Raw genomic sequence first — 26,469 nt, 5'->3', positions numbered from 1 at the left:
CCTTACAGTCCGGGATAGACGGGAAAGGCTGCGCAAAGTTCCGAAACCCGCGCGCGCACGCTTTCCTCGACCTGCGCGTCGCCTTCAGGGCCATTTTTCGAAAGCCCATCAACGACTTCGGCGATGAGTTTGCCGATGATGCGGAACTCCTGTGCACCGAAACCGCGGGTCGTTCCTGCAGGCGTGCCGAGCCGGATGCCGCTGGTGACGAAGGGCGAGCGGGTATCGAACGGAATGCCGTTCTTGTTGCAAGTGAGCCATGCCCGGTCGAGACCCTTTTCGGCGTCCTTGCCGGTTACATCCTTCGCGGTGAGATCGACCAGCATCGAGTGGTTATCGGTGCCGCCCGAAACGATCCGCAAGCCGTTTTCCTCAAGGCTGGCGGCGAGTGCGCGGGCGTTTTCGACAATACGGTGGGCGTAAGTCTTGAATTCCGGGGCCAGCGCCTCCCGGAACGCGACCGCCTTGGCCGCGACAATGTGCATCAGCGGACCACCCTGAAGGCCGGGGAAAACCGCCATGTTCAAAGGCTTGGTGAACTTCTCATTGTTCCATAGGATGATCCCCGACCGCGGACCGCGCAGCGATTTATGCGTGGTCGAAGTGACGATGTCGCAATGAGGGAAGGGCGAGGGGTGCGCGCCGCCGGCAACGAGGCCTGAGATGTGGCTCATGTCGCACAGCAAAATCGCGCCCACTTCGTCTGCGATGGCACGGAAAGCCGGGAAATCCCAAAGGCGCGAATAGGCGGTGCCGCCGCAAATGATGATCTTCGGCTTACTTTCGCGCGCCTTGGCGGCGACCTCGTCCATGTCGATAGTCTCAGTGTCGCGGCTCACGCCGTAAGATACGACATTGAACCACTTGCCGCTCATATTAACAGGCGATCCGTGGGTGAGATGTCCGCCGGAGTTCAGATCGAGCCCCATGAAGGTGTCGCCCGGATTGAGCAGGGCGAGGAACACGGCCTGGTTCATCTGGCTGCCGCTGTTAGGCTGCACATTGGCGAAATTGCAGCCGAACAATTGCTTGGCACGGTCGATTGCCAGTGTTTCGATCACATCGGCATATTCGCAGCCGCCATAGTACCGCTTGCCAGGATAGCCTTCGGCATATTTGTTGGTGAACACGCTGCCCGCCGCTTCGAGCACGGCGCGGCTCGCGATGTTTTCGGATGCGATCAGTTCGATCTTGTCACGCTGACGAGCCAGTTCCTTGGTGACTGCCGCTGCAATTTCGGGATCGGCGTGGGCCAAGTCATCGTTCCAGAACCCGTCCATCGGGGCGGCGGAACTGCGGGCGGCGAAATCAATCGGGGCTGTGCTCATTGATGGGTCTCGATATGATCGGGCAGAAACGGGGGCTTGCCGAGCTTGCCCACCCGGCGCTGGTGGCGCCCGGCAGGATCGCCGGCATCGGCGAATTCGGTGTCCAGGAACGTGGCGACGCAGCTCTTGGCCATTTCGATACCTACGAGACGCGCGCCCATTGCGATGCAGTTGGCATCATTATGTTCACGGGCGAGCGCAGCGGAAAGCGGTTCGGAAACGAGCGCGCAACGCACCTGCGGGTGGCGGTTGACGCTCATCGAAATGCCGATCCCGCTGCCGCACAGGGCGACGCCGAATTCGACCGTGCCCTCGGCAATGATCTCGGCCAGACGGTAGCCGTAATCAGGGTAATCGACGCTCACCCCCGGCTCAGGGCCGAGATCGGCGACGTCATGGCCTTCTTCGATGAGCCATTCGGCCAGTTCGGCCTTCAGCTCGGTCGCGGCGTGATCGGATGCAATTGCTATGCGCATGGGTTCGCCATAGTCGCTGGGAACGAGATTCTCCACCCCGTAGGATGGGCTTTTCGACGGTCAGCGCCGGTTTTGGTTTACGCCGTCGTAACAGGCGGCGTGCTACCCCCCGCCCGATGAGCAATCCTGCTTCCCGTCCGACGGCCGAGCAATGGCTGGCACGCGTATTTGCCGACGCCGCGCCGCGTCATTTCGGCACAGGCTGGATCAGCGGCGTTCTGGGCATCGTGCTGGGGCTGTTGGCTTGGTTTGCAGTGCTGTGTCTGCATTTCCCGCACTATCTGACGCTGCCGGAACTGCGCGCGCGCTATCCGCTGGAACTGGTGCGGTTGGCGATAGATGTCGGGTTGCTTGCGGCGCTGGCGCTGGCGGGGCTGTCGATGCTGCTGAGGAAGCGCAAGGCGCTGGGGGTGACGGGGCTTATGCTGGCGGGCGCGGCGTTGGCGCTGGGGGCGGGCGGGGTGGAGATTCCGCGCGGCGGTGCGAGCGTGCTCTATCTCGGGCTTGACTGGTTTGTGCTGGGGGTGCTGACCACGGCGGCGATCTTCGTACCGCTGGAGCGCGCCTTTGCGCGGCGGCGCGAACAGGACGCCTTCCGGCGGGGCTGGTTGACCGATACGCAGTATTTCTTTGCCAGCCATGTGTTGGCGCAGGTGATGAGCATCGCCGTGCTCGCTCCTGCGGTGGCCGTTGGAGAGGTGCTGGCTGTGCCGTCTGCGCAGATCTTGGTGCAAAGCCTTCCGGTGGTGTTGCAATTTGCGCTGGCAGTGCTGGTTGCCGATTTGTCGCAATATGGTGTGCACCGCGCGTTTCATGCGTTGCCGTTCCTTTGGCGGTTTCACAAGGTACACCACTCTGTCGAGGTGATGGACTGGCTCGCCGGATCGCGGCTGCATCTGGTCGATGTGATCGTGACGCGCGGGCTGGTGCTGCTGCCGCTGGTGGTGCTGGGGTTCGATTCTGTGGCGGTCTACGCTTACCTTGCTCTGGTGAGCTTCCACGCGGTGTTCATCCACGCGAACTTTGCGCCGAGGCGGGAGTGGCTGGAGCGCTGGGTTGCCATGCCCCGTTTCCACCATTGGCACCACGGAGTGGAGTCGGAGGCACGCGATGTGAACTTCGCGGTACATTTGCCGATGATCGACCGCTGGTTCGGGACCTATCACATGCCGGAAGGACGCTGGCCCGAAGGCTACGGGATTGCTGGAGAACGCGCCCCTGAGGGCTGGGTGCGACAGTTGGTATGGCCGTTGGGGCGGCAGCCATGAAAAACCCCGCCGAAGCGGGGCTTTCCGGGCTTTACTGATCGAGGAACGACCGCATCTTCCTTGACCGGCTCGGGTGCTTGAGCTTGCGCAGCGCCTTGGCTTCGATCTGCCGGATGCGTTCGCGAGTCACGCTGAACTGCTGGCCGACTTCCTCCAGCGTGTGATCGGTGTTCATCCCGATGCCGAAACGCATCCGCAGCACGCGCTCTTCACGCGGCGTGAGCGACGCCAGCACGCGGGTGACGGTTTCCTTGAGGTTCGCCTGAATCGCGGCATCGACCGGGATGATCGCGTTTTTGTCCTCGATGAAATCGCCCAGATGGCTGTCTTCCTCGTCACCGATCGGCGTTTCGAGGCTGATCGGCTCCTTGGCGATTTTCATCACCTTGCGCACTTTTTCGAGCGGCATGGAGAGGCGCTGCGCCATTTCTTCCGGGGTCGGCTCGCGGCCTTCCTCGTGCAGGAACTGGCGGCTTGTGCGCACCAGCTTGTTGATCGTCTCGATCATGTGCACCGGAATGCGGATGGTGCGCGCCTGATCGGCGATCGAGCGAGTGATCGCCTGACGGATCCACCATGTCGCATAGGTGGAGAACTTGTAGCCGCGGCGGTATTCGAACTTGTCGACCGCCTTCATCAGCCCGATATTGCCCTCCTGAATGAGATCAAGGAATTGCAGGCCGCGATTGGTGTATTTCTTGGCGATCGAGATCACCAGACGCAGGTTCGCCTCGACCATTTCCTTCTTGGCGATGCGCGCCTCGCGCTCTCCCTTCTGCACCATGTTCACGATGCGGCGGAATTCGGTGAGGCTCATGCCGGTCTGCGCGGCGATATCGGCGATCTCGGAACGGATGCGTTCGATGGCGGCTTCTTCGCGTTCGGCGAAGGCGGCCCATTTCTTGTCCTTCTTCGCGCGTTCCTTGATCCACGCATCGTCCATCTCGTTACCGAGGTACGAGCCGAGAAAATCGATACGCTTGATCTTGTGGCGCTCGGCCAGTCGCAGCATCTGACCGCCCAGCGTGGTCAGGCGGCGGTTGAAGGCATAAAGATTGTCGACCAAAAACTCGATCTTGGTTGCGTGGAACTGCACGCTTTCGACCTCTGCGGTCAGTTCTTCGCGAAGGGCTTCGTACTTCTTTTCCTTCGCCGCGGGGAAATCATTGCCTGCCGCCAGCGTATCGACGCGCTCGCCCTGCAATTTCTCGAAGCTCTTGAACAGCGCGGTAATGCGGGCGAACCGTTCGATCGCCTCGGGCTTCAGCGCCGCTTCCATCTGCGCAAGGGAGAGGGTGTTGTCCTCCTCCTCTTCCTCTTCGCGCTTGGGGCGGCCTTCGCCGTCCTCGTCATCGTCTTCCGCCTCGGGTTCGTCCTCGACTTCGTCATCCTCGCGGATGGTCGGGCCTGCGGTGGCTTCGGAGATTTCGCCGTCGTCGTCGTCGTCCTCGGCGCCTTCGGCCATCTTGTCGGCCGGCGGCTCCTTTGACAGCATCGCGTCAAGATCGAGGATCTCGCGCAACTGCATGTCGCCGTTGTTGAGCGCTTCGGACCAGTGGATGATCGCATGGAAGGTGATCGGGCTTTCGCACAGCCCCATGATCATCATGTCACGACCGGCCTCGATCCGCTTGGCGATCGCAATCTCGCCCTCGCGGCTCAGCAGCTCGACAGCACCCATCTCGCGCAGGTACATGCGCACCGGATCATCGGTGCGTTCGCCGGTGACGAGCTTCTTGTTCCCAGCGCGAGCATCCTTGCTCGGGCCTTTCTTTTCGTCGTCCTCGTCCTCGTCCTCATCGTCAGGGACCAACGGCTCGACCCGCTCTCCGTCCTCGTCGCTTTCGGCTTCGGCTTCCTCGTCGTTTTCGACGATCTGAACGCCCATTTCGGACAAGGCGGTCTGAATATCCTCGATCTGGTCGGGGCTCATCTCGCCCGAAGGCAGCGCTTCGTTGAGCTCGTCATAGGTGACATAGCCGCGCTTCTTAGCCTTGCTGATCAGCTTCTTGATCGAAGCTTCGTTGAGATCGATCAGCGGGGCGTCTTCCTTGTCGGCCATATTTTTCAATCAATCCGTTGCCGGGCGGCAGCTTCCTGCGCTTCGCAGAAAACCGCCGCCTGTTTAACCAATGTCCTCCGCAGGGGCGGAGTTGTCACCCTTAGCTGCCGGGGCAGCCTTTCTGCGCCCGAATGCCCTGAGGCGCTCGTCAACTGTCATGAGCTGTGCGCGCAGCCTGGTCTGTTCGGCGAACGATCCTTCGGGATCGTTGTCGAAACGGGCTATCGTGGCCGCAAGCGCAGCCTCAAGCGCCGGCCGTTCGACCAGCAGCGACACAGCTTCGGCCAATTCCTCACACGCAGCGCCGGTGGATGTGCCTTCATCAAGGAAGGCGTAACGGATGTCTGCCGGCGGGGCAGGATGACCTAGCGAATCGCATATGGCGCTTGGGGGCGACGAATCAAGCATTTCTGCAAGTTCGAAGAGCGATTCGACCAATGGTGCGGATTTCGGGTCATGTCGGGCAAGCTGCGAAAGCGCCTCGCCATGGCGGTCGATCTCCTGCGGGAAGCGGGTGAGGCCGGCAATCACGGCGGCCAGCAACCCTTGCCGTTGGCCGCCGGACATGATCCCCGACAGCCGTGCGCGCGCATCCTCCGAAAGGCCCGGCAGCGGCATGGGGGTTCCGCGCCAAGGGCCTCGCTGATTGCCCTGCTGCGGGGAGTATGGCGCGCGCGGAGGACGTGGGGGATAGGCAAAGGCTGAAAACCTATCGCCCAGTTCGCGGCGGTACAGACCCTTGACTTCGGGATCGGCAATGGTTTCGACATGGGCCATCAGACGCGCTTTCAATCCAGCCTTGGCTTCGGGCGTGGCGAGGGGCTGGGCATCGCGTTCGAACTCCCACAGCGTAGCGACCAGACTGGCGGGGCGGCTGAGCAGCGTCTCCATTGCGCCTGTGCCTTGCTGCTTGATGAGATCATCGGGATCCAGTCCGGCGGGCAGGCGCACGATACTGAGCGAGCGCATCGGGCCGAGCAGGGGCAGGGCGCGGGTCACCGCCCGCATCGCCGCGCGCTGGCCCGCCGCATCGCCGTCGAAGCAGAGCACCGGCACCTCGGTCATGCGCCACAGCAGTTCCAATTGCATTTCGGTAAGCGCGGTGCCGAGCGGCGCGACCACATCGGCAATTCCCGCATTCGCCAGCGCGATCACGTCCATGTAGCCTTCGACCACGACCACCCGTCCGGTCTGGCGCGAGGCGGGGGCGGCGCGGTGGAGGTTGTAGAGCGTGCGGCCCTTGTCGAACAGATCGGTGTCGGGCGAGTTCAGATACTTGGCGACACCTTCCCGTTTGTCCAGAATCCGCCCGCCAAACGCGATCACACGTCCGCGCGCGTCCTGAATCGGCAGCATCACCCGGCCCCGGAAACGGTCGTATCGCTCGCCCGCTTCTTTGGCGGCGCGCATGCCTGCGCCCTCCAGCATATCTTCGCCGAATTGCGACAGCGCCTTCGGCATTGCCTGCCGATCATCGGGCGCCCAGCCGAAGCCGAATTCGCGCATGACGGCGGGAGAAAAGCCGCGTTGTTCCAGATAGTCCCTTGCCGCCTTGCCGCCCGGCCCGGCGAGGCTTGCGACATAGAACGCCTGCGCCGCGTCGGTCACGTCGATCAGGCTGGCGCGCTGCTCGGCACGCTTGGCCATCTGCGGGTCGGGCGCGGGGACTTCCATCCCGGCCTCTGCGGCGAGTTCCTTGACCGCGTCCATGAACTGCAGGCCGGCATGATCGACCATCCAGCTGATCGCATCGCCATGCGCGCCGCAGCCGAAGCAGTGGTAGAACTGTTTCTGGTCGTTGACGTAAAAGCTGGGCGTCTTTTCGTCATGGAACGGGCAGCACCCTTTCCATTCGCGCCCAGCGCGTGTCAGCTTGACCGACCGCATGACAAGCGTCGACAGCGTGATCCGCGCGCGCAGTTCGTCCTTCCATTGCGGGGTGATGGCCATGCAGGTTAGGTGCGCCCGAAGGCGCGCTGGTTCAAGCGCGGTCTGTGGATGGTTCTGTGGTCAAGAACGGCCTTCGATCAGGAAAGCCCCGCCTTCACCAGCGTGCTCGCCAGTTTGCCGTCGAGCACTGCGCCGTGGCGGGCTTTCAATTCGCCCATCACCGTGCCCATGTCTTTCATGCTGGACGCGCCTGTTTCGGCCTTGATCGCTGCGATCGCGGCTTTGGTTTCGGCCTCGTCCATCATCCGCGGCAGGAATTCCTCGATCACTTCCAGTTCGGCGCGTTCCTTAGCCGCCAACTCTTCGCGCCCGCCAGCCTCGTACATTTCGATCGATTCGCGCCGCTGCTTGGCCATTTTCTGGAGCACGCTGACGACCAGTTCATCGTCGGGGATGTCCTTGGCGCTGGTGCGCTCCTCAATGTCGCGGTCCTTGATCTTGGCGCTGATCTGGCGGAGCGCGGCGGTGCGGTCTTTCTCGCCTGCCTTCATCGCGGTGATGGTAGCGGCCTTGATATCGTCACGGATCATCACGTGTTTCCTGTGGATGGATTGAATGCAGGGGCCTCTAACCCAATTGCGGGGCCAAGCCTAGGTTGACGCGCGCGGCCCACGGGCTTAGCGGACGAAACTTAGCAACATCGCTGGCTTTACCTGTAACGGAGCGCCCCATGGCCGACCCCGCATCTTTCCGCGCGCAACCTTCAGGCGCGACCGGCTGTATCGTTCTGGCCGATGGTACGGTGATCTGGGGGCGGGGCTTCGGTGCGGCAGGCAGCGCGGTGGGTGAGGTGTGCTTCAACACCGCAATGACCGGCTATCAGGAGGTGATGACCGATCCCAGCTACGCCGCGCAGATCGTCACCTTCACCTTTCCGCATATCGGCAATGTCGGCGCGAATGCCGAGGATGTCGAAAGCAAGGTCGAAGGTGCAGTCGGCTGCATCGTGCGCGAGGACGTGACCGAGCCGAGCAGCTTCCGCAGCATCGAGAAATTCGGCGAGTGGATGGTGCGCAACGGCAAGATCGGGCTTTCGGGCGTGGACACCCGAGCCCTGACCCGTCGCATCCGCCAGAGCGGTGCGCCCAATGCGGTGATCGTCCATGCGCCCGACGGCAAGTTCGATATCCCCGCACTGCTGGCGCGGGCGCAGGGCTGGCCGGGGCTGGAAGGCATGGACCTCGCCGTGCGCGTCACGCGCGACAAGCACGAGAATTGGGAAGGCGGCTATTGGCGGCTCGGCCACGGTTACGGGCGCGCCGCGCGCGATGCCAAGCCGCACGTGGTCGCGATTGATTACGGCGCGAAGGACAATATCTTCCGCAATCTGGTGAAGGCCGGGGCGCGGGTGACGGTGGTGCCGGCGAAAACCTCGTTCGAGGACGTAATGGCGTTGTCGCCCGATGGCGTGTTCCTTTCCAACGGCCCCGGCGATCCGGCGGCGACGGGCGAATATGCGGTTCCTGTGATTGCTCGGCTGCTGGAGGCGGACGTGCCGATCTTCGGCATCTGCCTCGGCCACCAGCTGCTCGCGCTGGCAGCGGGCGCAAAGACGATCAAGATGCACCAGGGCCACCGCGGCGCGAACCACCCGGTGCAGCGGGTTGGCGAGGGCTGGGGGGAAACTGCGGGCCTCGTCGAGATCACGAGCATGAACCACGGCTTCGCGGTGGATGCGGCAACCTTGCCGGAGAATGTCGAGCAGACCCATGTATCGCTGTTCGACGGTACGAATTGCGGGATCGCGATCAAGGACAAGCGGGCCTTCGCGGTGCAGTATCACCCCGAGGCAAGTCCGGGGCCGCAGGATTCGTTCTATCTGTTCGAGAAGTTCGTGGGGGGGCTGTGAACGCAAGAGCGCCCCTTTTCTTGCTCGCCGCAATTGTGTTGCCGTCTGCGGCGCAAGGGTCAATGCCGTGGACTCGAACGTTCGGCGAATGGCGAGTTATGGGCATCAGCAGCGTGTCGGGCGTCGGGCCGAACGATGCTGCCGCATACCTTACTCAGCAGCATGACGAGGTCGCACTTGAAGTGAGATGGGCAGAGGGTTCGAGTATCTCTGTGTCAGCGACCGCCGCCAATTGCGAGTTTGAAGGTTCTGACTTCGAAGCGGGGTATAGTCTTTCGACAAGCAAGTGGCGTAACGACGAACAAGTCACCCGCCCGCGGGTCGAAGCTGACATGCGAGCGTGGCTTCACCAGATCGAGTTCCTTTGCAGCAAGCCGGGAATCGCCAAGAAATTCAAGTTTGCCAAGTTTAGCCGCGCCTTCAAGGCATTCACGGGATCCGTTTGGTGATCGATCCGCGATCCTGCTTAAAGGCAAATGCTGCCTTCGTTCTCCCTTCCCCTTGGGGACGGGTGGGGATGGGGGTTCGGCGGTGAGGCGGCGGGGCACCTTGTTTCTTGCGGCCGCCGTGCTCGCCGCCCCCGCGCTCGCCCAAAATCCCGCGCCCATCGCCCAATGGCCCGGTGCGGAGATCGCCGAGGGCGTCGCGTTTCAAGGCGATGGCTCCGTCACGCTCGATGCCTCGCCCGAAACCGGGCTACCAGTGCTCTCCTTCTGGCGGCCGGTGCTGCATGACGAGGGTTCCCGCTATCCCGTCGCTGGCCGGATGGATTGCCGCGTCGCTGCCAGCCAAGGCCCGTTCGACGAAGCCACCTTCGACCCCGCCGCTCGCCACGAAGCCGTCGCTGACCAGCGCAAGCAGCAGGGCTTCATCGACACTGAGCGCCTCGCCTCCGAGGATGGCAACCTGCGCCAGCTCGACGTGATCGGCCGCCGCAACGCCCCGCGCAGCTATTACGTGCTGAGTTACATCATGGCCCGCGATGGCAACCGCATGGTCGACATCCGCCGCAATTGCACCTTCACCTTCGGCAGCGCCGCGTCCAGGCCCGACGTGCTGCCGCTGGTGAACCGCTACACCAAATTCACCTTCGCCTTCGCGCCCGACCTTTCCGAGCAGGAATCCTGATGCCCAAAAGAACCGACATTTCCTCGATCCTCGTCATCGGCGCCGGCCCCATCATCATCGGGCAGGCGTGCGAGTTCGATTACTCCGGCACGCAGGCAATCAAGGCGTTGAAGGAGGAGGGCTACCGCGTCATCCTCGTCAACTCCAATCCAGCAACGATCATGACCGATCCGGAGTTTGCCGACGCGACCTATATCGAGCCGATCACGCCCGAGATCGTCGCCAAGATCATTGCCAAGGAACGCCCCGACGCGCTGCTGCCGACCATGGGCGGACAGACGGCGCTGAACTGCGCGCTGGCGCTGGATGCGGACGGCACGCTCGAAAAATACGGCGTCGAGATGATCGGCGCCAAGGCCGACGCGATCGACAAGGCCGAAAACCGCCAGCGGTTCCGCGATGCGATGGACTCCATTGGGCTGGAAAGTGCACGTTCGGGCGTTGCTACGACACTGGAACAGGCGCGGGTCATTCTTGAACGCACCGGCCTGCCTTCGATCATCCGCCCCAGCTTCACCCTTGGCGGCACCGGCGGCGGGATTGCCTATAACAAGGCCGAATTCGAACAGATCGTGCGCGAAGGGCTCGATGCATCGCCCACCACCGAAGTGCTGATTGAGGAATCGCTGCTCGGGTGGAAAGAATTCGAGATGGAAGTGGTGCGCGACCGCAAGGATAACGCGATCATCATCTGCGCCATCGAAAATGTCGATCCGATGGGCGTGCATACCGGGGACAGCATCACCGTCGCCCCGGCACTGACGCTGACCGACAAGGAATACCAGATCATGCGCAATGCGAGCATCGCTTGCCTGCGTGAAATCGGGGTGGAGACGGGCGGATCCAACGTGCAGTTCGCGGTCAATCCGGCGGATGGCCGTCTGATCGTGATCGAGATGAACCCGCGCGTGTCGCGCTCGTCCGCGCTGGCATCCAAGGCCACCGGCTTTCCCATTGCCCGCGTCGCGGCGAAACTGGCAGTCGGCTACACGCTGGACGAATTGACTAACGAGATCACCGGGGCGACGCCTGCCAGCTTTGAACCGACGCTCGATTACGTCGTCACCAAGATCCCGCGCTTCGCTTTCGAGAAGTTCAAGGGCGCAGCCACCGATCTTTCGACCGCGATGAAGTCGGTTGGCGAGGTTATGGCAATTGGCCGCAATTTCCAGGAATCGATGCAAAAGGCGCTGCGGGGGTTGGAAACGGGCCTCGACGGCTTCAACCGTATGCCTGAGTTGGAGGGCGTGAGCCGCGATGTCATCAACGCAGCCCTGTCACGCCGCACGCCCGACCGGCTGCTTAAGGTGGGGCAGGCGTTCCGCGAAGGCCTGAGCGTCGAGGACATCGCCGCCGTGACCTTCTACGATCCGTGGTTCCTGCGCCAGATCGAGGCGATCATCGCCGTCGAACGCGAAGTGCAGGCCGATGGTTTGCCGCGCGATGCTGCGGGCCTGCGCCGCTTGAAAGCGATGGGCTTTTCCGATCGGCGCCTTGCCACGCTGGCGGTGCGGTCGGTGGGGGTTGCGGGCGGTATGGCGGAAACACAGGCGAAGCGGTCTGGACTGCTTCACGATGCGCTCGTCGCGATGGCCGGAGCGACCAGCGAGGACGAGGTGAGGGCGCTGCGCCACAAGCTTGGCGTGCTGCCCGTGTTCAAGCGGATCGACAGCTGCGCCGCCGAGTTCGAGGCGATCACGCCCTATATGTATTCGACCTATGAAGCCCCCAGCTTCGGGGAAGCCGAGTGCGAAGCGATGCCGTCCGAACGGCGCAAGATCGTGATCCTCGGCGGCGGGCCAAACCGGATCGGGCAGGGGATCGAGTTCGATTATTGCTGCGTCCATGCCTGCTTTGCGCTGGGCGAGGAATGGCACGGCCCGGCGTTCGAAACGATCATGGTCAACTGCAATCCTGAAACCGTCTCTACCGATTACGACACCTCCGACCGGCTCTATTTCGAGCCATTGACGGCTGAAGACGTGCTCGAAATCCTGCGAGTCGAACAGCAGAGCGGCGAGCTTGTCGGCGTCATCGTGCAGTTCGGCGGGCAGACTCCGCTGAAGCTGGCGCAGGCGCTGGAGGACGCGGGGATCCCGATCCTCGGCACATCGCCCGATGCGATCGACCTTGCCGAAGACCGCGAACGCTTCGCCAAGCTGGTGAGCAAGCTGAAGCTCCAGCAGCCGGAAAACGGCATCGCTCGCAGCCGCGACGAGGCCGCGGCGGTGGCGGCGCGGATCGGCTATCCGGTGCTGCTGCGCCCGTCCTATGTGCTGGGCGGACGGGCGATGGAGATCGTCGATTCCGAGGCCCAGCTCGACAATTACATCGCCACGGCCGTGAACGTATCGGGCGATAGTCCAGTGCTGATCGACCAATATTTGCGCGATGCGATCGAGTGCGATGTCGATGCGGTGTGCGATGGCACCGAAGTGCGGGTTGCGGCGGTGATGCAGCATATTGAGGAGGCCGGCGTCCATTCCGGCGACAGCGCCTGCACCTTGCCGCCCTATTCGCTCGCCCCGGAAATCGTCGCCGAGATGGAGCGCCAGACCGAGGCGCTGGCCTTCGCGCTCGGTGTCAAGGGGTTGATGAACGTGCAGTTCGCGGTCAAGGACGGCGTCGTTTTCCTGATCGAGGTCAACCCACGCGCGAGCCGCACTGTACCCTTCGTCGCCAAGGCTACCGGGCAGCCGGTCGCCAAGATCGCCGCACGGGTGATGGCGGGCGAGTCGCTCTCCAGCTTCGAGCCGTTCAAGCGCGATCTGCCTTATATGTCGGTGAAAGAAGCAGTGTTTCCATTTGCGCGCTTCCCCGGCGCCGATCCCGTACTCAGCCCGGAGATGAAGTCGACCGGCGAGGTCATGGGAATCGATGCCAGCTTCGAGGCTGCGTTTCTCAAGTCCCAGATCGGTGCGGGTATGAACCTTCCGCGTGGCGGCACCTTGTTCGTATCGGTCAAGGATACCGACAAGCCGGCGATCGTCCCGGCGATCAGACGATTGATTGAGCACGGTTTCACCGTCATCGCTACCGGCGGGACCCAGACATGGCTGGCCGAACGGGGGTTGCCGGTAGAGCGGGTCAACAAGGTGGCGGAAGGCCAGCCGCATATCGTTGACCGGATTATCGACGGCGACGTCGCGCTGATCTTCAACACGACGGAGGGTTGGCAGTCGTTGATGGACAGCAAATCGATCCGTCAGGCGGCGCTCGCAGGCAAGGTGCCCTACTACACGACTGCCGCTGCTTCGTTGGCTGCGGCGGCCGCGATTGCCGCAATCAGGCCGGATCAGCTTGAAGTCCGGTCGTTGCAGGACTATTATGGAGTCTAATTGACCTCGCCCTCCCCGACATTCTGTTCAGTCGCGGCTGCGTTTTCTTGAAATGCGGCCTTATCACGATTTAATCAGCGTCCGCCGGGCAGAGCCAAGAGCAAACAGGAAGAGACAAAGGCTATGGCAACCATGGAAAAGGTCCCGATGCTGGCCGAGGGTTACGAGCGGCTCACCGCCGACCTCAAGGTGCTGCGTGAGGAGCGCCCCAAGATCGTCGAGGCGATCGAGGAGGCCCGCGCTCACGGCGACCTTTCCGAAAACGCGGAATACCACGCCGCGAAGGAACGCCAGGGCCAGGTCGAAGCGATGATCGGCGAGATCGAGAACATGGTCAGCCGTGCGCAGATCATCGATCCTGCGACGCTTTCCGGCGATAAGATTATTTTCGGCGCGACCGTGACCTTGCTCGATGATAACGACAAGCCGATCCGTTACCAGATTGTCGGCCAAACCGAAGCGGATGCGAACAAGGGTCGCATCTCCTACAGCTCACCGCTCGCGCGTGCGCTGATCGGCAAGCAGGTGGGCGACGACATCGAAGTGACGGTACCTTCCGGCGAGAAGTTCTACCACGTCGAAAAGATCGAATTCATCTGATCGGGCGGGGCTGACCGCAGCGTGTTCTGCCGGTCAGTCCAGCACCTTCTCCATAGCGTAATTATGGATTGCGACGTCGGCCCCTGCGTGGGGAATGGTGAAGTCGCGCCGCTGCACCACCCGAAAACCGGCGCGCGCGAACACCGGGCGCGCCAACTCGCTCGCTTCGGTGAATAGCCGCGTGGTCCCCGATGCCCGTGCGCGGTTCTCTGCCATGGCCAGCAATTTCCCTGCGTAACCCTGTCCCGCGTAATCGGGGTGGCAATATAGCATGTCCAGATGCCCGTCAGGCTCCAGCAGCGCGTAAGCCGTCGGAAGGTCCGCCGCATTGACAGCAACAAGGATGGTGTCGCCCTTGGCCGCGCTGGCAAGGAACCGCTCCGGCCCGGGATGGCGCGCGTTCCATGCCGCCACCTGCGCGGGCGCGTAGGCGCGGGAACCGATGCCGCGGATGGCCGCGCCGGTCAGCACCGCCATTGCCTCGGCATCATCCGTGCGGAACGGGCGGATGATGCCGGTCAAGCGTGTCTGCCCTATTCTTCGGGCGTCAGCAGCTTGTGGATGTGCACAACGACATATTTCATCTCGGCATCATCGACCGTGCGCTGCGCCTGCGCACGCCATGCGTCAACCGCCGCATCATAGGAACTGTAGACGCCGACGACGTGGATGCTTTCCGGGTCTTGGAACTCAATCCCGCGCGGGTCTTTCACGCGGCCACCCATCACAAGGTGGAGGCGCTGGTTCGGAGTGGTTTCTGCCATTTTGCAAGCCCTTGGGGAAGAACGTTGCCCGTTGCCTTAACAATTCCCGTGCCGAGGGCAAGCCCGCATCAGCCCTTGACCTTGTTCACGGTGTCGCGAACCACGCGGGCGGTCTTGCGGCGGGATTTGCGCGCTGCGCCGCGCGTCGTATCGGCGGCGGTGCCGATGGCATGCGCAGCATCGCGCCGGATACGGCGGGCAGTCGCCTCGGCTTCGTCGCCCAGATCCTCGATTCTGTCCTGGCCCGAGCGCGCCGCGTCCATCACATCGTCGATCAGCTTCATGACATAGGCCAGAGCGGCATCGTTCATCAACGTGCCAATGCGTGTTCCGCCGCGAGCGGTCAGCCCCTTTACGCCGGACGCAGCGGAACCTGCCGCGCCCGAGGCGGCAGCGCCGACAGCGCCGGCCGCGCGGGTCGCAACACGCCGTCCGGGGCGGGTGGCAAGGCCAATCAACAGCCCCAGCACGACTGCTCCGCTGAGGACAGTCAACGGATGTTCGCGGGTGTAGTCGGCGGCAGCGGAGGCGGCTTCGCGGGCCTGATCTGCCAGTGAACGTTCGGCATTGCGGCGCTCGGCTGCATCGATTTTCGCACGCAGGGCGTCACGCTTGTCTGTGGGTGTGTGTACGGTCACATCGGTCATTGCAAATCTCCTTCGGTGGCGCGGGCTGCTTCAGCCCCGGTGTCGGCATCTGCGCCGACATCCTCGCCGTTCTCCTCGTCTTGTGCGTCTTGCGCGTCTTCTTCCTCGTCGCGATCCACCAGCGCTAGCAAGGGGCCGCGCATCAGCCACAGCATGATTGCGCCGACCAGCAGCGCCAGAACGCCGCGATGATCGCTCGCCTGCCGCTTGGCTTGCTCGAGCACGTCTGAGGCTCCGGCGCGCACACGGCCGGAAATGCTGCTGCTTACGCTCGACGACACCCGGCTTGCGACGCCCTGTTCACCAAGGCTGGCGCGGATGCGGGCGATGTCTTCCTCTATCACCGCGCGAGCGGCATCGCGTAGCGCGCGGTCCTCGACAAAGCGGGAGGGAAGGCGGGTCATGCGCTGTCTCCCTTCACGCTGGCGAACAAGGCTGCGAGAATGGCTGCATCCTTGCGGGCGGTCAGCACCAATGCGGCGACGACGGCCAGCAGCACGCCGACCACAATTGCAATCGCGCCCCAGATGCTCACCAGCGGAGCAAGCGCGATCACCGCGCCCACTGCCAGCGCAATCAGCGCGATGTGCAGGAACACCAATGCGAGCACGAGCAGCGCCGCCGCGCGCCCGGCGGTCCTGCCGGCCACCGCCGCACGGGTTTTCTGAAACGCGACCTCGGCTTCGGCATAGGTGCGCGCGTCTTCCACCAGCACGGCGATTTCGTCGCGCAGGCCGGTCAGCGCATCCTCGGCAGCAGCGAAGGCGGAATCCGCTGCATCATCGCCGGCACCGGGCGCATCAACGGAAGGCTCCTGATCGCCGGGGTTACTGTCCTGCATTGACGGGTCCTGCAATAATGCCTGCAATCGCGGGGGTGAGATGTCCGATCAGCTGCGCTTTCCGCCCAGCAATCGGGCGAGGAAGAAACCCACCACCGCCGCAATCCCAACAGCAACACCCGGGCTCTTGCGCACCATTTCGCGCGCGTCGTCGCCCAGTTCCTCGACGGTCTTGGTATCGAGTTTGGCCGATGTTTCCTGCAAAGTGCGCGAAGCCTTGCGGGCGTAATCGCCATATTGTTCGCCCAGCTTCTCGTCGATCTGCTCGGCGCTTTCGCCGACCACCTTGCCGAGCGAGGCGATCGCATCGCTCGTGACCTTCTTGCCTTCGACCGCGATGTCTCCCGCCTTCACCATAGCCTTGTCGCCATAAGTTTTGGCCTCGGTCACAAAATTGCCGCCCTTGGATTTGGCCTGTTCGCCATAGCTGCCGACGCGGGTTCCCGCCTCTGCCCGCAACGCGGCGGCACCAGCCTTGGCTTCTTCGAGCGCGGCGTTGAACCGGCTTTTGGCCTCGGCTGTGTGATTGCCTGCGACGGTTGCAGAAGCGGGCGCCGCGTCCGTGCCGCGCTTCGTCGCTCCCGACTTGCGCGCAGCGGATTTGGTGGGGCCTTCGGTCTTGGTGGTTGCGCCCTTGGCGGATTTGGCCGGAGTCTTCTTGATCGGGGTGGTGTCTGCCATTGCGATGCTCCTTGTTTATTGTTCCGTCCGGTCTGCGAGCCGCCGCCCGCTTGCGCAGGGCCATTCCCGCGCATAGGGACTTTTCGCATCCGGGCGTCTGCCTGATTCAGCAAGCCAGAATCGTGCCGTCCCGAATATCATACCGAACAAGTGTCTTAACATCCTAAACCACTTTACCGCCGGAGCCAAATATGACCGCGATCATCGACCTGCACGGCCGCGAGATTCTCGACAGCCGCGGAAATCCCACCGTTGAAGTCGACGTGCTGCTGGATGATGGCAGTTTCGGACGGGCGGCGGTACCTTCCGGGGCATCGACCGGCGCTCACGAGGCGGTGGAGCTGCGCGATGGCGATCCGGCGCGTTATCTCGGCAAGGGGGTGACGGGTGCTGTAAACGCGGTCAACGGCGAAATCCGCGAACTGCTGGTCGACATATTCGATGCCGAGGACCAGCGCGATATCGATCTGGCGCTGATCGCGCTCGACGGTACGCCCAACAAGGCCCGGCTCGGTGCAAACGCAATTCTCGGCACCAGCCTTGCGGTAGCGAAGGCCGCGGCCAATGCGCGCGGATTGCCGCTCTATTCCTATCTCGGCGGCGTTTCGGCGCACTTGCTGCCGGTGCCAATGATGAACATCATCAACGGCGGCGAACACGCCGACAATCCGATCGACATTCAGGAATTCATGATCATGCCGGTCGGCGCGGACAGCATTGCCGAAGCGGTGCGTTGGGGCGCAGAAGTGTTCCACACCCTGAAAAAGGGTCTGGCGCAAAAGGGCCTCGCGACCAGCGTCGGGGACGAGGGCGGGTTCGCGCCTGACCTTGCCAGCACCCGCGCCGCGCTCGATTTCATCATGGAGTCGATTGCGAAGGCCGGTTTCACCCCCGGCGAGGACATCGTTCTTGCGCTCGATTGCGCGGCGACCGAGTTCTTCAAAGACGGCCGCTACGAAATTTCGGGCGAGGGGCTCAGCCTGTCGCCCGATGACATGGCCGATTACCTTGCCAAGCTGTGCGCAGAATACCCGATCCGTTCGATCGAGGACGGTATGAGCGAAGATGATTTTGCAGGCTGGGCAGCGCTCACCGGGAAGATCGGAGATAAGGTTCAGTTGGTCGGCGATGACCTGTTCGTCACCAATCCGGTGCGATTGCAGGACGGGATCGCGCGCGGCCTTGCCAATTCGCTGCTGGTAAAGGTCAACCAGATCGGCACGCTCACCGAAACGCTGGCTGCGGTCGATATGGCACACCGTGCGCGTTACACCTGCGTCATGAGCCATCGTTCGGGCGAGACCGAGGATGCGACCATCGCCGATCTGGCAGTCGCCACCAATTGCGGGCAAATCAAGACCGGCTCGCTCGCCCGGTCCGATCGGCTTGCCAAGTACAACCAGCTGATCCGCATCGAAGAAGAATTGGGCGACAGCGCGGCCTATGCGGGCAAGGGCTGCTTCGGCAATCTGCGCGGCTAGCCGCCGCTTTCCGAAGCGTCGAAAAATCGCTCCATGGCCGTGACGCCGGCGCGGGTCAGCCGCACCAGCACGCGGCGGTTGTCCTGCGCATCATTCTCGCGCACGATCAGCCCTTCCTCGGCCAACACGCCGAGCCACCGCAGGCCGGTGGTCGCAGGCGCGGCCGAGCCGATGCACGCACTCGATACCGAAACGGGTTTGTCCTCTCCATGGGCGATGAACAGATCCAGCAGAATGTCCCACGCGGGCTCGCCGAACAATTCGGGATTGCCGAAGATCGCCGCCCGCTTACGCCGGAGGGAATAGGCCATTCGTGCGAGGGCGAGATATCGGCGCGAATCGCGCGGTGCGCGTTCAGCGCCGGGATTTACGCGGACATCGGTGGGCGCCGCAGCGAATTTGCGTAGCCGTTCGGCGACCGCCACAAGCTCATCGGCCAACGGATGAAGATCCTCTTTCGATGGCCAGGCGATGTCGGTCTGCCTCTCGTAGCCCGGCAGGGACGCGGCATCATCCATATGCTGGACGCATCCGCGACGGTCTGTTCGCTGGGAAGGAATCTTGAACCACAGCCCGAAAATTACCGGGAGCGAGCCTGTTTGGCTTTAAGGGCGAATACGGAGGCTATTCAATTTTTGAAGAAAGGTTGCCCTTCTATAATCCGCGTCGTTTTATCAGCCAATCATGCTGCGGGCCTGCTCGGTGCGCAGATGCTGTATTGCAGCATCGACATGGGCGGCTCCGATGTGGAGGCTCATCCGATCGAGCTCGGTTAGCTGATCTTCCAGCACGGCAATGATACATGGCAGTCCGGATAGATCGGGCGCCGGAGTGTCGAGGTCATTCACGGTAAAATCCCAAGGCTGACTGCACGAAGCTGCTAACCCGTGCGACCGGCGAGCAACAGCAGAACCTGCTCGGATATCGCGTTAATGGCTTACGGAAATCTACAGAGGGAAAATACCTAGTCGGCGTGAGGCTTCAGAATGGGACACGCCCGACGCCAAGCCTCAACGCGCGAAACGGTCCTGCAAATGCAGCAGCGCCAATGCCGCCTTTGCCGCCTCGCCGCCCTTGTTCCTCTGTGCCGGGTCGGCCCGCACCAGCGCCTGCGCTTCGTTCTCGACGGTGATGATGCCGTTGCCGATGGGAATGCCATCCATCGTCAGCGCCATGATCGCTCGTGCGCTTTCTCCCGCAACGATTTCAAAGTGATAGGTTTCGCCGCGGATCACGACCCCGATGGCGACAAAGCCGTCATACTGCTCGCTCTCCATGGCCAGGGCGATGGCGCCGGGGATTTCGAGAGCGCCGGGAACGGTCAACACTTCAACCTCGTGGCCGGCGTCCATTATCGCCGCGCGCGCGCCTGTAATGAGCATGTCGTTCAGATGGGCGTAGAAGCGCGCTTCGACGATCAGAATGCGGGCCATGGGGTTACTCCGGAATGGGATGGAAGCTGGTGATGGTGAGACCGTAGCCTTCGAGCGCCACCAGATCGGGGCGGCTGTTCGACAGCAGCACCATTTCCGACACGCCCAAATCGACGAGGATCTGCGAGCCGATGCCGATACTGCGCAATTCCTCGTCCGGCCGCCATTCGCCGGTGCCGACGCGGCCTGTCAGGATGACGATCACGCCTGAACCGTGATCGCCGATCGCCTGCATGGCACGCTGGAGCGTGCGCTTGCGCGGGCCGGGCTGACCCAGCAGGTCATCGAATACCGAAATGGGGTGGACGCGTGCGAGGGTGGGCTCGCCGGGGATCACGTGCCCTTTCTGCAGCACGTAGGCTTCGTTGCCGGCCACCCGGTCGCGGTAGGTGATCATTCGCCATTGGCCGCCGTAGTCGCTTTCGAAGCTGCGCTCGCTCAGCCGCTCGACCAGATGATCATTGCGCATACGATAAGCGATGAGATCGCGGATCGTCCCGATCTTGAGATCGTGCTTGCGGGCGAAAGTGACGAGGTCATCAAGCCTCGCCATACTACCGTCATCATTCATGATTTCACAGATCACGCCCGAAGGATTGAGACCCGCGAGACGCGAGATATCGACTGCCGCTTCGGTATGGCCAGCGCGCACCAGCGTGCCGCCATCGCGCGCCATCAGGGGAAAAACATGCCCGGGTGTGACGAGATCGTCCGCACCCTTGGTCGCATCGATCGCCACCGATATGGTGCGGGCGCGGTCTGCTGCGGAAATGCCGGTGGTGACGCCTTCCTTCGCCTCTATCGAGATAGTGAAGGCGGTCTGCATCGATTCCTTGTTATTGCGGCTCATTGGTTGCAGGCCGAGGGTGTCGACGCGGTCCTTGGCGAGCGCGAGGCAGATCAGGCCGCGTCCATGCATCGCCATGAAGTTGATCGCCTGTGGTGTCGCCATCTGCGCCGGGATGATGAGGTCGCCTTCGTTCTCACGGTCCTCGTCATCAACGAGGATGTACATCCGGCCGTTGCGGGCCTCGTCGATGATTGTCTCGATGCTGGCGAGCACCGGGCGGTCATCATTCGCGTCGAGAAAGGCTTCCAGCTTGGCGAGCGTTTCGGCCGTCGGATTCCAGCTATCCTCGCCGCAGTCGCGCAAGGTGTTGGCGTGGAGGCCGGCAGCGCGGGCAAGCCCGGCGCGTGTCATCGCGCCCGATGTGACGAGATCGCGGACGCGTGTGATGAGCGATGTGTTCATTTGCCTCCAATATCACACGGCAGTGTGTTGGCAAGCGCGATTGTCATGCCTGAACCTCCGAACAGATTTGCGTTTGGAGCAACCAGGCAGGGCCGAAAAACTAGGCGCGCCGGGAAGCGCGGAGCTATGTCGTCGCGGAGCTGGAACGGGAAAACATCCGACTGCGAACAGCGGTCTGCCTTCTCACAATCGACAGGATCATCCTCAGGGAAGAACTGAGCCGCAGCGAACGCTTGCCTGGTGTTGCCCAAGCCCCTTCTGCGACACGGGGCGCGTGAAACACCACCCGCCCTCCGGATCGTCGCCAGCGCCGGGAGCTTGACTGCTCAAGCGCCAAGATATCAACTAGAGAAAAGGATGGTGGACGCACTAGGGTTCGAACCTAGGACCCGCTGATTAAGAGTCAGCTGCTCTACCAACTGAGCTATGCGTCCATTCCGACCTGGTCGGAGCCCGAATTCAGGCCGCCATTGACGGGCTCCGATTCGCGTGAGGCGCTGCATTTAGCGTGCGGTGCGCCGATGGCAAGGGTGTAATCGCGGGAAAGTTTCCCTCAGCCCGTCAAGCCGCGCCGCGGAGCGTTCTTGTTCCAGCGGTTCACCATCATCAGCACGCCGATGCAGATCATGTTGGTCAGCATCGATGATCCGCCGTGGCTCATCCACGGCAGCGGAATACCGACCACCGGCGCCATGCCCATCACCATCAACAGGTTGACCGCGACATAGAAAAAGATCGTCACCACCATGCCACCTGCCAGCAGGCTGCCGAAGCGATCGGTCGAATCCTGCGCCACCTTCCAGCCCCACCGCAAGATGATCGCAAACGCTGCGAGAACGAATATGCCCCCTATGAAGCCCCATTCTTCCGCCATCGTGGAGAAGACGAAATCGGTGTGCGGTTCGGGCAGGTAGTTCAGATGGCTTTGCGAGCCTTCGTTGAAACCCTTGCCGAAAATGCCGCCCGATCCGATTGCAATCTTCGACTGGGTGATGTGATAGCCCGCACCGAGCGGATCGGCTTCGGGATTGAACATCGTCATCACCCGGCGCTGCTGGTATTCTTGCAGCCCGTAGAAAAAGGCAAGCGGGGCTATGACCATGCCCGCCGCCGCCCCGCCCACGAACCACCTGAGCGGGAGGCCGGCCAGTAGCATGACCATCGCCCCGCCGAATCCGATCGCCAACGCCGTGCCAAGATCGGGCTGGAGCAGCACCAGCGCCATCGGCAAGGCTACCAGCCCGCCCGGGATCAGCAGCGCCCGCCAGGTGTTCGTCATGCCCACCGGCAGGCTCGAATAGAACATCGCCAATGTCACCACCACGGTCGGCTTCATCAGTTCCGACGGCTGGAGTACCATGAAGCCGAGGTCGAGCCAGCGCTGGCTGCCACCGCCTACCTGCCCGATCGCCTCCACTGCCATCAGTAGCAGCAGCACGATGATGTAAGCGGGATAGCTCAGCATCCGCACCAGATCGCGCGGAAAAACGGTGATGACGATCGCCATGGTCATGAAGATGGCGAAGCGCAGAAGGTGCGACGAGGCAAATGGCTGCATCGCGCCTCCGCCGGCGGAATACAGCACCGCCGCGCCAAAGCCGACCAGCGCGAATAACGGGATGAGCATTCCCCATGGCTGGCGCGCAATCGGCTCGGGAACGATACCCGAGTTGCTGGCGCCGCCGCCAAGCCTCATTGCGTTGCGCTCCCATCCGGCATGCTTGCCGATGCTGGCGCAGGTTCGGGCGCCGGTGCGGGAGTTGGCGCCGGGGAGGACGCCGCCTCGCCCGGAGGCGATACCGGCGGTGTACCGGAGGGATTGGCGATCGGACGCGGAGTAACGACATCACTGGCGATGGCCTGTGATTGCTCGGCTGCCAGCCGCGCTTCAGCCTCGACCCGGTCGAAGATTTCCTCGTCCCGGCGGGGCGGGCGCTGCACTTGCGCCCCACGCTCTGCGGCATAAGCGGCATAGCGCATGTCAAGCCGCTGCTGGGCTGTGCCGCCCCACTGCTTTTCCAGCGCGCTTAGCGCCTCCATCCCCTTGGCCGGATCGAACATGAAAGTCATCACATCGCGCGCAATCGGATATGCCGCGCCGGATCCGCCGCCATGTTCGATCACCACCGCTCCGGCATAACGCGGATTATCGTAAGGCGCGAAGAAGATGAATAGTCCGTGGTCGCGATATTTCCACGGACCGGTGCGGCCATTGGAGATGCTGAGCGAGACGACCTGCGCAGTACCTGTCTTTCCCGCCATCAGCGTGCCGTCGACCGGCAGCCGCGCGCGCCCGGCGGTACCGGGACCGTTCACCACATCGCTCATCGCCTGCCGGACATATTCGACCTGCTCGGAAGGGAAATCGATCTTGTCGAACCCCTGCGGCTTGGTTCCAAGCGTCAGGCGCGGCATCACGTGGCGCCCTGTGGCAAGGCGCGAAGCCATCACGGCCAACTGCAACGGGCTGGAAAGCATGTAGCCCTGACCGATGGTGGCGTTGACGGTGTCGAACGCTTGCCATTCGCGGCCCCACTTGTTCATTTTCCACGCCGGATCAGGTACGGTGCCATAGAACTGGCTTATGACGGGGAGCGGGAATTCCTGCCCCATGCCGCAGCGCCGCGCCATTGCCGCGATCGGATCCATGCCAACGCGCTGGGCCATGGCATAAAAATAGACATCGCAGCTTTGATAGATGCCCTTGGCCATGTCGACCGCGCCGTGTCCGCGCCGGTTCCAGCAGCCGAACACGCGGTTGCCGACCCGCAGGCCACCGCCACAGAACACCGTTTCGTTCGGGTCGACGCCCTGTTCCATCAGCGCCATCGACACCATCGGTTTGACCGTGGAGCCGGGCGGATAGAGGCCCTTCAAAACTTTGTTGCGCAAAGGCACGCGCTCGTCATCGCGCAGCATTGCGTATTCGACGCTACCGATCCCGTCGGAAAAACTGTTGGGATCGAAGCTCGGCATCGAGGCCATGCACATGAGATCGCCGGTGCGGCAGTCCATCACCACCACCGACCCGCTTTCGAGCCCGATGCGGCGCGCGGCATAATCCTGCAGCGGCCCATCGATGGTGAGACGCACAGGGTCGCCCTGAATATCTTCGCGGGTTTCGAGATCGCGCACGATCCGGCCTCTGGCAGTGACCTCGACCCGCCGCGCACCGGGGATGCCGCGCAACTCCTTCTCGAACTGCTTCTCCAACCCATCCTTGCCGATCTTATAGCCGGGCGTGATCAGCAGTGGGTTGGGGTCTTCTTCGAACTCCTCCGCCGAGGCCGGACCGACATAGCCGATCAGGTGGCCGACGCTGGACGCGGTCGGATAGAACCGTGAAAACCCACGCTGAGGGACGACGCCGGGCAAATCGGGCAGGCGGACGCTGAGCGCAGCGAATTGATCGTAGTTCAGTCCGCTTGCAACCTCGATTGGCTGGAACCCCCGCGATTCAGCCACCTTGTCCTTGATATCGGCGATCCGCGAAGGTTCGAGCGACAGGAGCACGCCGATCCGGTCGATCGTCGTTTCGGGATCGGTCAGCCGTTCGGGGATGATGTCGACCCGGAAATCGGCGCGGTTTGAGGCAAGCGGCGCACCATTACGATCCAGAATCCAACCGCGCCGCGGCGGGATCAAGGTCAGATTGACCCGGTTGCTTTCGGATTCGAGGCGATATTTCTCGTTCTCGGCAATCGCCAGATAGCCCATGCGCACAGCCAGCAGCACCCCGATCCCACCCTGCACCGTGCCGATCAGCACCGCGCGGCGCTCAAACGTAGTGCGCAGGATCGAAGCGTTGAGGACCTTGGCCTGGCGAGGATTGCGTTTGCCGCGCGAAAACAGCGACTTCACTCAATCCTCCGGGCCCGGGCAAGGCGAAATCGATCGAGACTGGCCACCATACGAACCAATATTGGGTAGATCAGCACGGACAACAAGGCCTGCGGCAAGGCAACCACCAGTAATTCAGGCGTGACCGGCGCGCCCGAAAGCATCAGCGCGGCGACCCAGTAAAGCGCAGCGGCCAGCGCGGCGGTGAACCAGTCTTGCCAAAACCCGCGCCAGGGGAAGCGCGCTTCGATCAGCTCGATCGCGATCATAGCCAGCGACCATAGCAGCACCGCGCTGCCGAAAGGCTGCCCGCTGACAAGATCGTCGAACGCGCCGAGCGGCGCTCCGGCCCAAAGCGGCAGCAGGCCCGGCCGCATCAGGCGCCACGCCAGCAGCACCAGAAATCCCAGCGGCGGCACCAGCGGCATCACGTCGGCGATCAGCAGCACCGGGAGCAGCGATCCGAGCATGATCGACAGGTAAGGCACGCTCCCAGCGCGCAAGGGCGACTGGGTGCGATTGATACGACTGCCATAGGGATCGGATCGGGACCGCTGGTTGAGCCGCTCCATCATTCACTGGCCTGATCGGAAGGCGTCGGTGCGGCTTGCGGCGGCGTTGCATCGGCTTCGTCAAGCGGTTCGCGCGGGCTTTTCAGGGCGGCCACGGCAGCAGGCTCGAAAATCGGTTCGACTGCAACGAAATTGGTCGCCGAAGGTTCGGCCACCAATCGCGCAATCCCCCCATCGGGAGTGATTTCGCTGATCACCGCAACAGCCACGCCGGGGCGGTAATAGCCGCCTGCACCGCTGGTCACCATCATGTCTCCCGGCTTGAGCGGATTGATCCCGAGATTGACCAGCCGTACGCGCAGCAGACCATTTCCGCGACCTTCGGCGAAGGCCACGACATCATCTTTTGCCCGGCGCACCGGCAGCACGCTTTCGCTGTCGGTCAGCAGCAGGACCCTTGCGGAGTTGCGTCCGGTTTCCAGCACCCGGCCAATCACTCCGCGTTGGGAGGTCACCGGCATTCCCGGCACGACGCCGTCGTTGCGGCCAACCCCGAGAAACGCGAGTCGCCGGCCGCTTGTTGCCGTCGAACCGACCAATCGTGCGGTCGCGACCGCTTTGGTCTGTCCCTCGCGCAGCTCTAGCAATGCCATCAGCCGCCGGTTTTCCGCCTCGACGGCTTCGGCCTCGGCGAGACGAATGCGGGCGATTTCGACCTCTTCGCGTAGCGCGGCGTTCTGGCTGCCCGCGCGGAAATAGGCCGCGACGCCATCGAACAGGTCATTGCTGCCGGTGCGCGCTGCTGCGGTCACCTCGCCCGCGGGAGCGACGACGTCACCCGCAGCGCCCCGCAAGGGCGCAAATGCCGATGGTTGCCACAAGGACAGCAACAGCAATCCGAAGCCCGCCAACGCCCCAACACCAGCCAGCAGGTAGCCGGTGAACACCGAGAATTGTGCCTTCTTCGAAAAGCCCGACCGTCGCGATGAAGGCGGCGCCATGGCTTATAGTCCCTTCTG

26 protein-coding genes and 1 tRNA gene are annotated in these 26,469 nt (G+C 62.9%); 7 read left to right on the top strand and 20 right to left on the bottom strand.

Annotation, left to right across the window (positions count from 1 at the left end; translation table 11 throughout):
• Positions 1 to 2: 2 nt before the first annotated feature.
• Both glyA and J3454_RS02400 read right to left on the bottom strand, forming a co-directional pair.
• Positions 3 to 1,328: a serine hydroxymethyltransferase gene (glyA, locus tag J3454_RS02405; protein WP_349512161.1), complete on the bottom strand. Its 1,326-nt coding sequence runs from the start codon at positions 1,326 to 1,328 to the stop codon at positions 3 to 5.
• Positions 1,325 to 1,804, bottom strand: coding sequence for an RpiB/LacA/LacB family sugar-phosphate isomerase (locus J3454_RS02400; protein WP_349512160.1), 480 nt, complete (start codon positions 1,802 to 1,804; stop codon positions 1,325 to 1,327). The genes glyA and J3454_RS02400 overlap by 4 nt, the downstream gene beginning before the upstream one ends.
• A 116-nt stretch (positions 1,805 to 1,920) precedes the next feature.
• On the opposite strand from J3454_RS02400, the gene J3454_RS02395 reads away from it, so the two are divergent.
• Positions 1,921 to 3,072, top strand: coding sequence for a sterol desaturase family protein (locus J3454_RS02395; protein WP_349512159.1), 1,152 nt, complete (start codon positions 1,921 to 1,923; stop codon positions 3,070 to 3,072).
• A 31-nt stretch (positions 3,073 to 3,103) separates the two neighbouring features.
• Here J3454_RS02395 and rpoD read toward each other — a convergent pair whose 3' ends face one another.
• The 3 genes from rpoD to J3454_RS02380 all read right to left on the bottom strand — a co-directional run bounded on the left by rpoD (position 3,104) and on the right by J3454_RS02380 (position 7,614).
• Positions 3,104 to 5,134, bottom strand: a complete 2,031-nt coding sequence (gene rpoD, locus J3454_RS02390; RefSeq protein WP_349512158.1) for an RNA polymerase sigma factor RpoD — start codon at positions 5,132 to 5,134, stop codon at positions 3,104 to 3,106.
• A 63-nt stretch (positions 5,135 to 5,197) separates the two neighbouring features.
• On the bottom strand, positions 5,198 to 7,084 hold the full coding sequence (gene dnaG / locus J3454_RS02385) for a DNA primase (RefSeq protein ID WP_349512157.1): 1,887 nt from the start codon (positions 7,082 to 7,084) through the stop codon (positions 5,198 to 5,200).
• Positions 7,085 to 7,161: 77 nt separating this feature from the next.
• Entirely contained in the window at positions 7,162 to 7,614 is a 453-nt protein-coding gene (locus tag J3454_RS02380) for a GatB/YqeY domain-containing protein (protein WP_349512156.1), read from the bottom strand.
• 140 nt (positions 7,615 to 7,754) lie between these two features.
• On the opposite strand from J3454_RS02380, the gene carA reads away from it, so the two are divergent.
• The 5 genes from carA to greA all read left to right on the top strand — a co-directional run bounded on the left by carA (position 7,755) and on the right by greA (position 13,999).
• The gene (gene carA, locus J3454_RS02375; protein ID WP_349512155.1) at positions 7,755 to 8,933 is read left to right on the top strand and encodes a glutamine-hydrolyzing carbamoyl-phosphate synthase small subunit; all 1,179 of its coding nucleotides are present in this window, start codon (positions 7,755 to 7,757) and stop codon (positions 8,931 to 8,933) included.
• Positions 8,934 to 9,031: 98 nt separating this feature from the next.
• A complete protein-coding gene (locus tag J3454_RS02370; RefSeq protein ID WP_349512154.1) occupies positions 9,032 to 9,382 on the top strand; it encodes a hypothetical protein in 351 nt (116 codons plus the stop codon).
• A gap of 100 nt (positions 9,383 to 9,482) precedes the next feature.
• Positions 9,483 to 10,061 (top strand): carbamoyl-phosphate synthase large subunit, encoded by a 579-nt coding sequence (locus J3454_RS02365; protein ID WP_349512153.1) that lies wholly within the window; start codon positions 9,483 to 9,485, stop codon positions 10,059 to 10,061.
• On the top strand, positions 10,061 to 13,399 hold the full coding sequence (gene carB, locus J3454_RS02360; protein WP_349512152.1) for a carbamoyl-phosphate synthase large subunit: 3,339 nt from the start codon (positions 10,061 to 10,063) through the stop codon (positions 13,397 to 13,399). Before J3454_RS02365 ends, carB begins: the two co-directional genes overlap by 1 nt.
• Before the next feature lie 123 nt (positions 13,400 to 13,522).
• Positions 13,523 to 13,999, top strand: a complete 477-nt coding sequence (gene greA / locus J3454_RS02355; RefSeq protein WP_349512151.1) for a transcription elongation factor GreA — start codon at positions 13,523 to 13,525, stop codon at positions 13,997 to 13,999.
• A gap of 33 nt (positions 14,000 to 14,032) precedes the next feature.
• On the opposite strand, the gene J3454_RS02350 is transcribed toward greA, so the two are convergent.
• The 6 genes from J3454_RS02350 to J3454_RS02325 form a co-directional block, all read right to left on the bottom strand.
• Complete coding sequence (locus J3454_RS02350) at positions 14,033 to 14,521, bottom strand: GNAT family N-acetyltransferase (protein WP_349512150.1); 489 nt, start codon at positions 14,519 to 14,521, stop codon at positions 14,033 to 14,035.
• An 11-nt stretch (positions 14,522 to 14,532) separates the two neighbouring features.
• Positions 14,533 to 14,763 carry a DUF4170 domain-containing protein gene (locus J3454_RS02345; protein WP_349512149.1) on the bottom strand — a complete coding sequence of 77 codons (231 nt, stop codon included), beginning with the start codon at positions 14,761 to 14,763 and terminating at the stop codon, positions 14,533 to 14,535.
• Positions 14,764 to 14,831: 68 nt separating this feature from the next.
• Positions 14,832 to 15,410 carry a hypothetical protein gene (locus J3454_RS02340; protein WP_349512148.1) on the bottom strand — a complete coding sequence of 193 codons (579 nt, stop codon included), beginning with the start codon at positions 15,408 to 15,410 and terminating at the stop codon, positions 14,832 to 14,834.
• Positions 15,407 to 15,814, bottom strand: a complete 408-nt coding sequence (locus J3454_RS02335) for a hypothetical protein (RefSeq protein ID WP_349512147.1) — start codon at positions 15,812 to 15,814, stop codon at positions 15,407 to 15,409. The genes J3454_RS02340 and J3454_RS02335 overlap by 4 nt, the downstream gene beginning before the upstream one ends.
• Entirely contained in the window at positions 15,811 to 16,251 is a 441-nt protein-coding gene (locus J3454_RS02330) for a phage holin family protein (protein ID WP_349512146.1), read from the bottom strand. Before J3454_RS02330 ends, J3454_RS02335 begins: the two co-directional genes overlap by 4 nt.
• Before the next feature lie 48 nt (positions 16,252 to 16,299).
• Positions 16,300 to 16,932: a hypothetical protein gene (locus tag J3454_RS02325; protein ID WP_349512145.1), complete on the bottom strand. Its 633-nt coding sequence runs from the start codon at positions 16,930 to 16,932 to the stop codon at positions 16,300 to 16,302.
• A 191-nt stretch (positions 16,933 to 17,123) separates the two neighbouring features.
• Between J3454_RS02325 and eno the strand changes: the two genes are divergently transcribed.
• Positions 17,124 to 18,413 carry a phosphopyruvate hydratase gene (eno, locus tag J3454_RS02320; RefSeq protein WP_349512144.1) on the top strand — a complete coding sequence of 430 codons (1,290 nt, stop codon included), beginning with the start codon at positions 17,124 to 17,126 and terminating at the stop codon, positions 18,411 to 18,413.
• Here eno and J3454_RS02315 read toward each other — a convergent pair.
• From J3454_RS02315 to J3454_RS02275, 9 genes are all read right to left on the bottom strand, one after another.
• A complete protein-coding gene (locus J3454_RS02315) occupies positions 18,410 to 18,931 on the bottom strand; it encodes a winged helix DNA-binding protein (RefSeq protein WP_349512143.1) in 522 nt (173 codons plus the stop codon). The genes eno and J3454_RS02315 overlap by 4 nt on opposite strands.
• Before the next feature lie 156 nt (positions 18,932 to 19,087).
• Positions 19,088 to 19,261, bottom strand: coding sequence for a hypothetical protein (locus J3454_RS02310; protein ID WP_349512142.1), 174 nt, complete (start codon positions 19,259 to 19,261; stop codon positions 19,088 to 19,090).
• A 162-nt stretch (positions 19,262 to 19,423) separates the two neighbouring features.
• Complete coding sequence (gene ribH, locus J3454_RS02305; protein WP_349512141.1) at positions 19,424 to 19,846, bottom strand: 6,7-dimethyl-8-ribityllumazine synthase; 423 nt, start codon at positions 19,844 to 19,846, stop codon at positions 19,424 to 19,426.
• Between the two features lie 4 nt (positions 19,847 to 19,850).
• On the bottom strand, positions 19,851 to 21,098 hold the full coding sequence (gene ribB / locus J3454_RS02300; RefSeq protein ID WP_349512140.1) for a 3,4-dihydroxy-2-butanone-4-phosphate synthase: 1,248 nt from the start codon (positions 21,096 to 21,098) through the stop codon (positions 19,851 to 19,853).
• A gap of 358 nt (positions 21,099 to 21,456) precedes the next feature.
• Positions 21,457 to 21,532: transfer RNA gene (locus J3454_RS02295), tRNA-Lys, on the bottom strand.
• A gap of 119 nt (positions 21,533 to 21,651) precedes the next feature.
• Positions 21,652 to 22,794 carry a rod shape-determining protein RodA gene (gene rodA, locus J3454_RS02290; RefSeq protein ID WP_349512139.1) on the bottom strand — a complete coding sequence of 381 codons (1,143 nt, stop codon included), beginning with the start codon at positions 22,792 to 22,794 and terminating at the stop codon, positions 21,652 to 21,654.
• Positions 22,791 to 24,959: a penicillin-binding protein 2 gene (gene mrdA, locus J3454_RS02285; RefSeq protein ID WP_502878557.1), complete on the bottom strand. Its 2,169-nt coding sequence runs from the start codon at positions 24,957 to 24,959 to the stop codon at positions 22,791 to 22,793. The genes rodA and mrdA overlap by 4 nt, the downstream gene beginning before the upstream one ends.
• Positions 24,956 to 25,513: a rod shape-determining protein MreD gene (locus J3454_RS02280; protein WP_349512138.1), complete on the bottom strand. Its 558-nt coding sequence runs from the start codon at positions 25,511 to 25,513 to the stop codon at positions 24,956 to 24,958. The genes mrdA and J3454_RS02280 overlap by 4 nt, the downstream gene beginning before the upstream one ends.
• Entirely contained in the window at positions 25,510 to 26,451 is a 942-nt protein-coding gene (locus tag J3454_RS02275) for a rod shape-determining protein MreC (protein WP_349512137.1), read from the bottom strand. The genes J3454_RS02280 and J3454_RS02275 overlap by 4 nt, the downstream gene beginning before the upstream one ends.
• Positions 26,452 to 26,469 lie beyond the last annotated feature (18 nt).

Origin of the sequence: Erythrobacter sp. NFXS35, assembly GCF_040148725.1 — a bacterium.
Lineage (GTDB): Bacteria > Pseudomonadota > Alphaproteobacteria > Sphingomonadales > Sphingomonadaceae > Erythrobacter.
The sequence above is the reverse complement of the archived record's forward strand: the minus strand, read 5'-3'. Positions and strand labels throughout refer to the sequence as shown.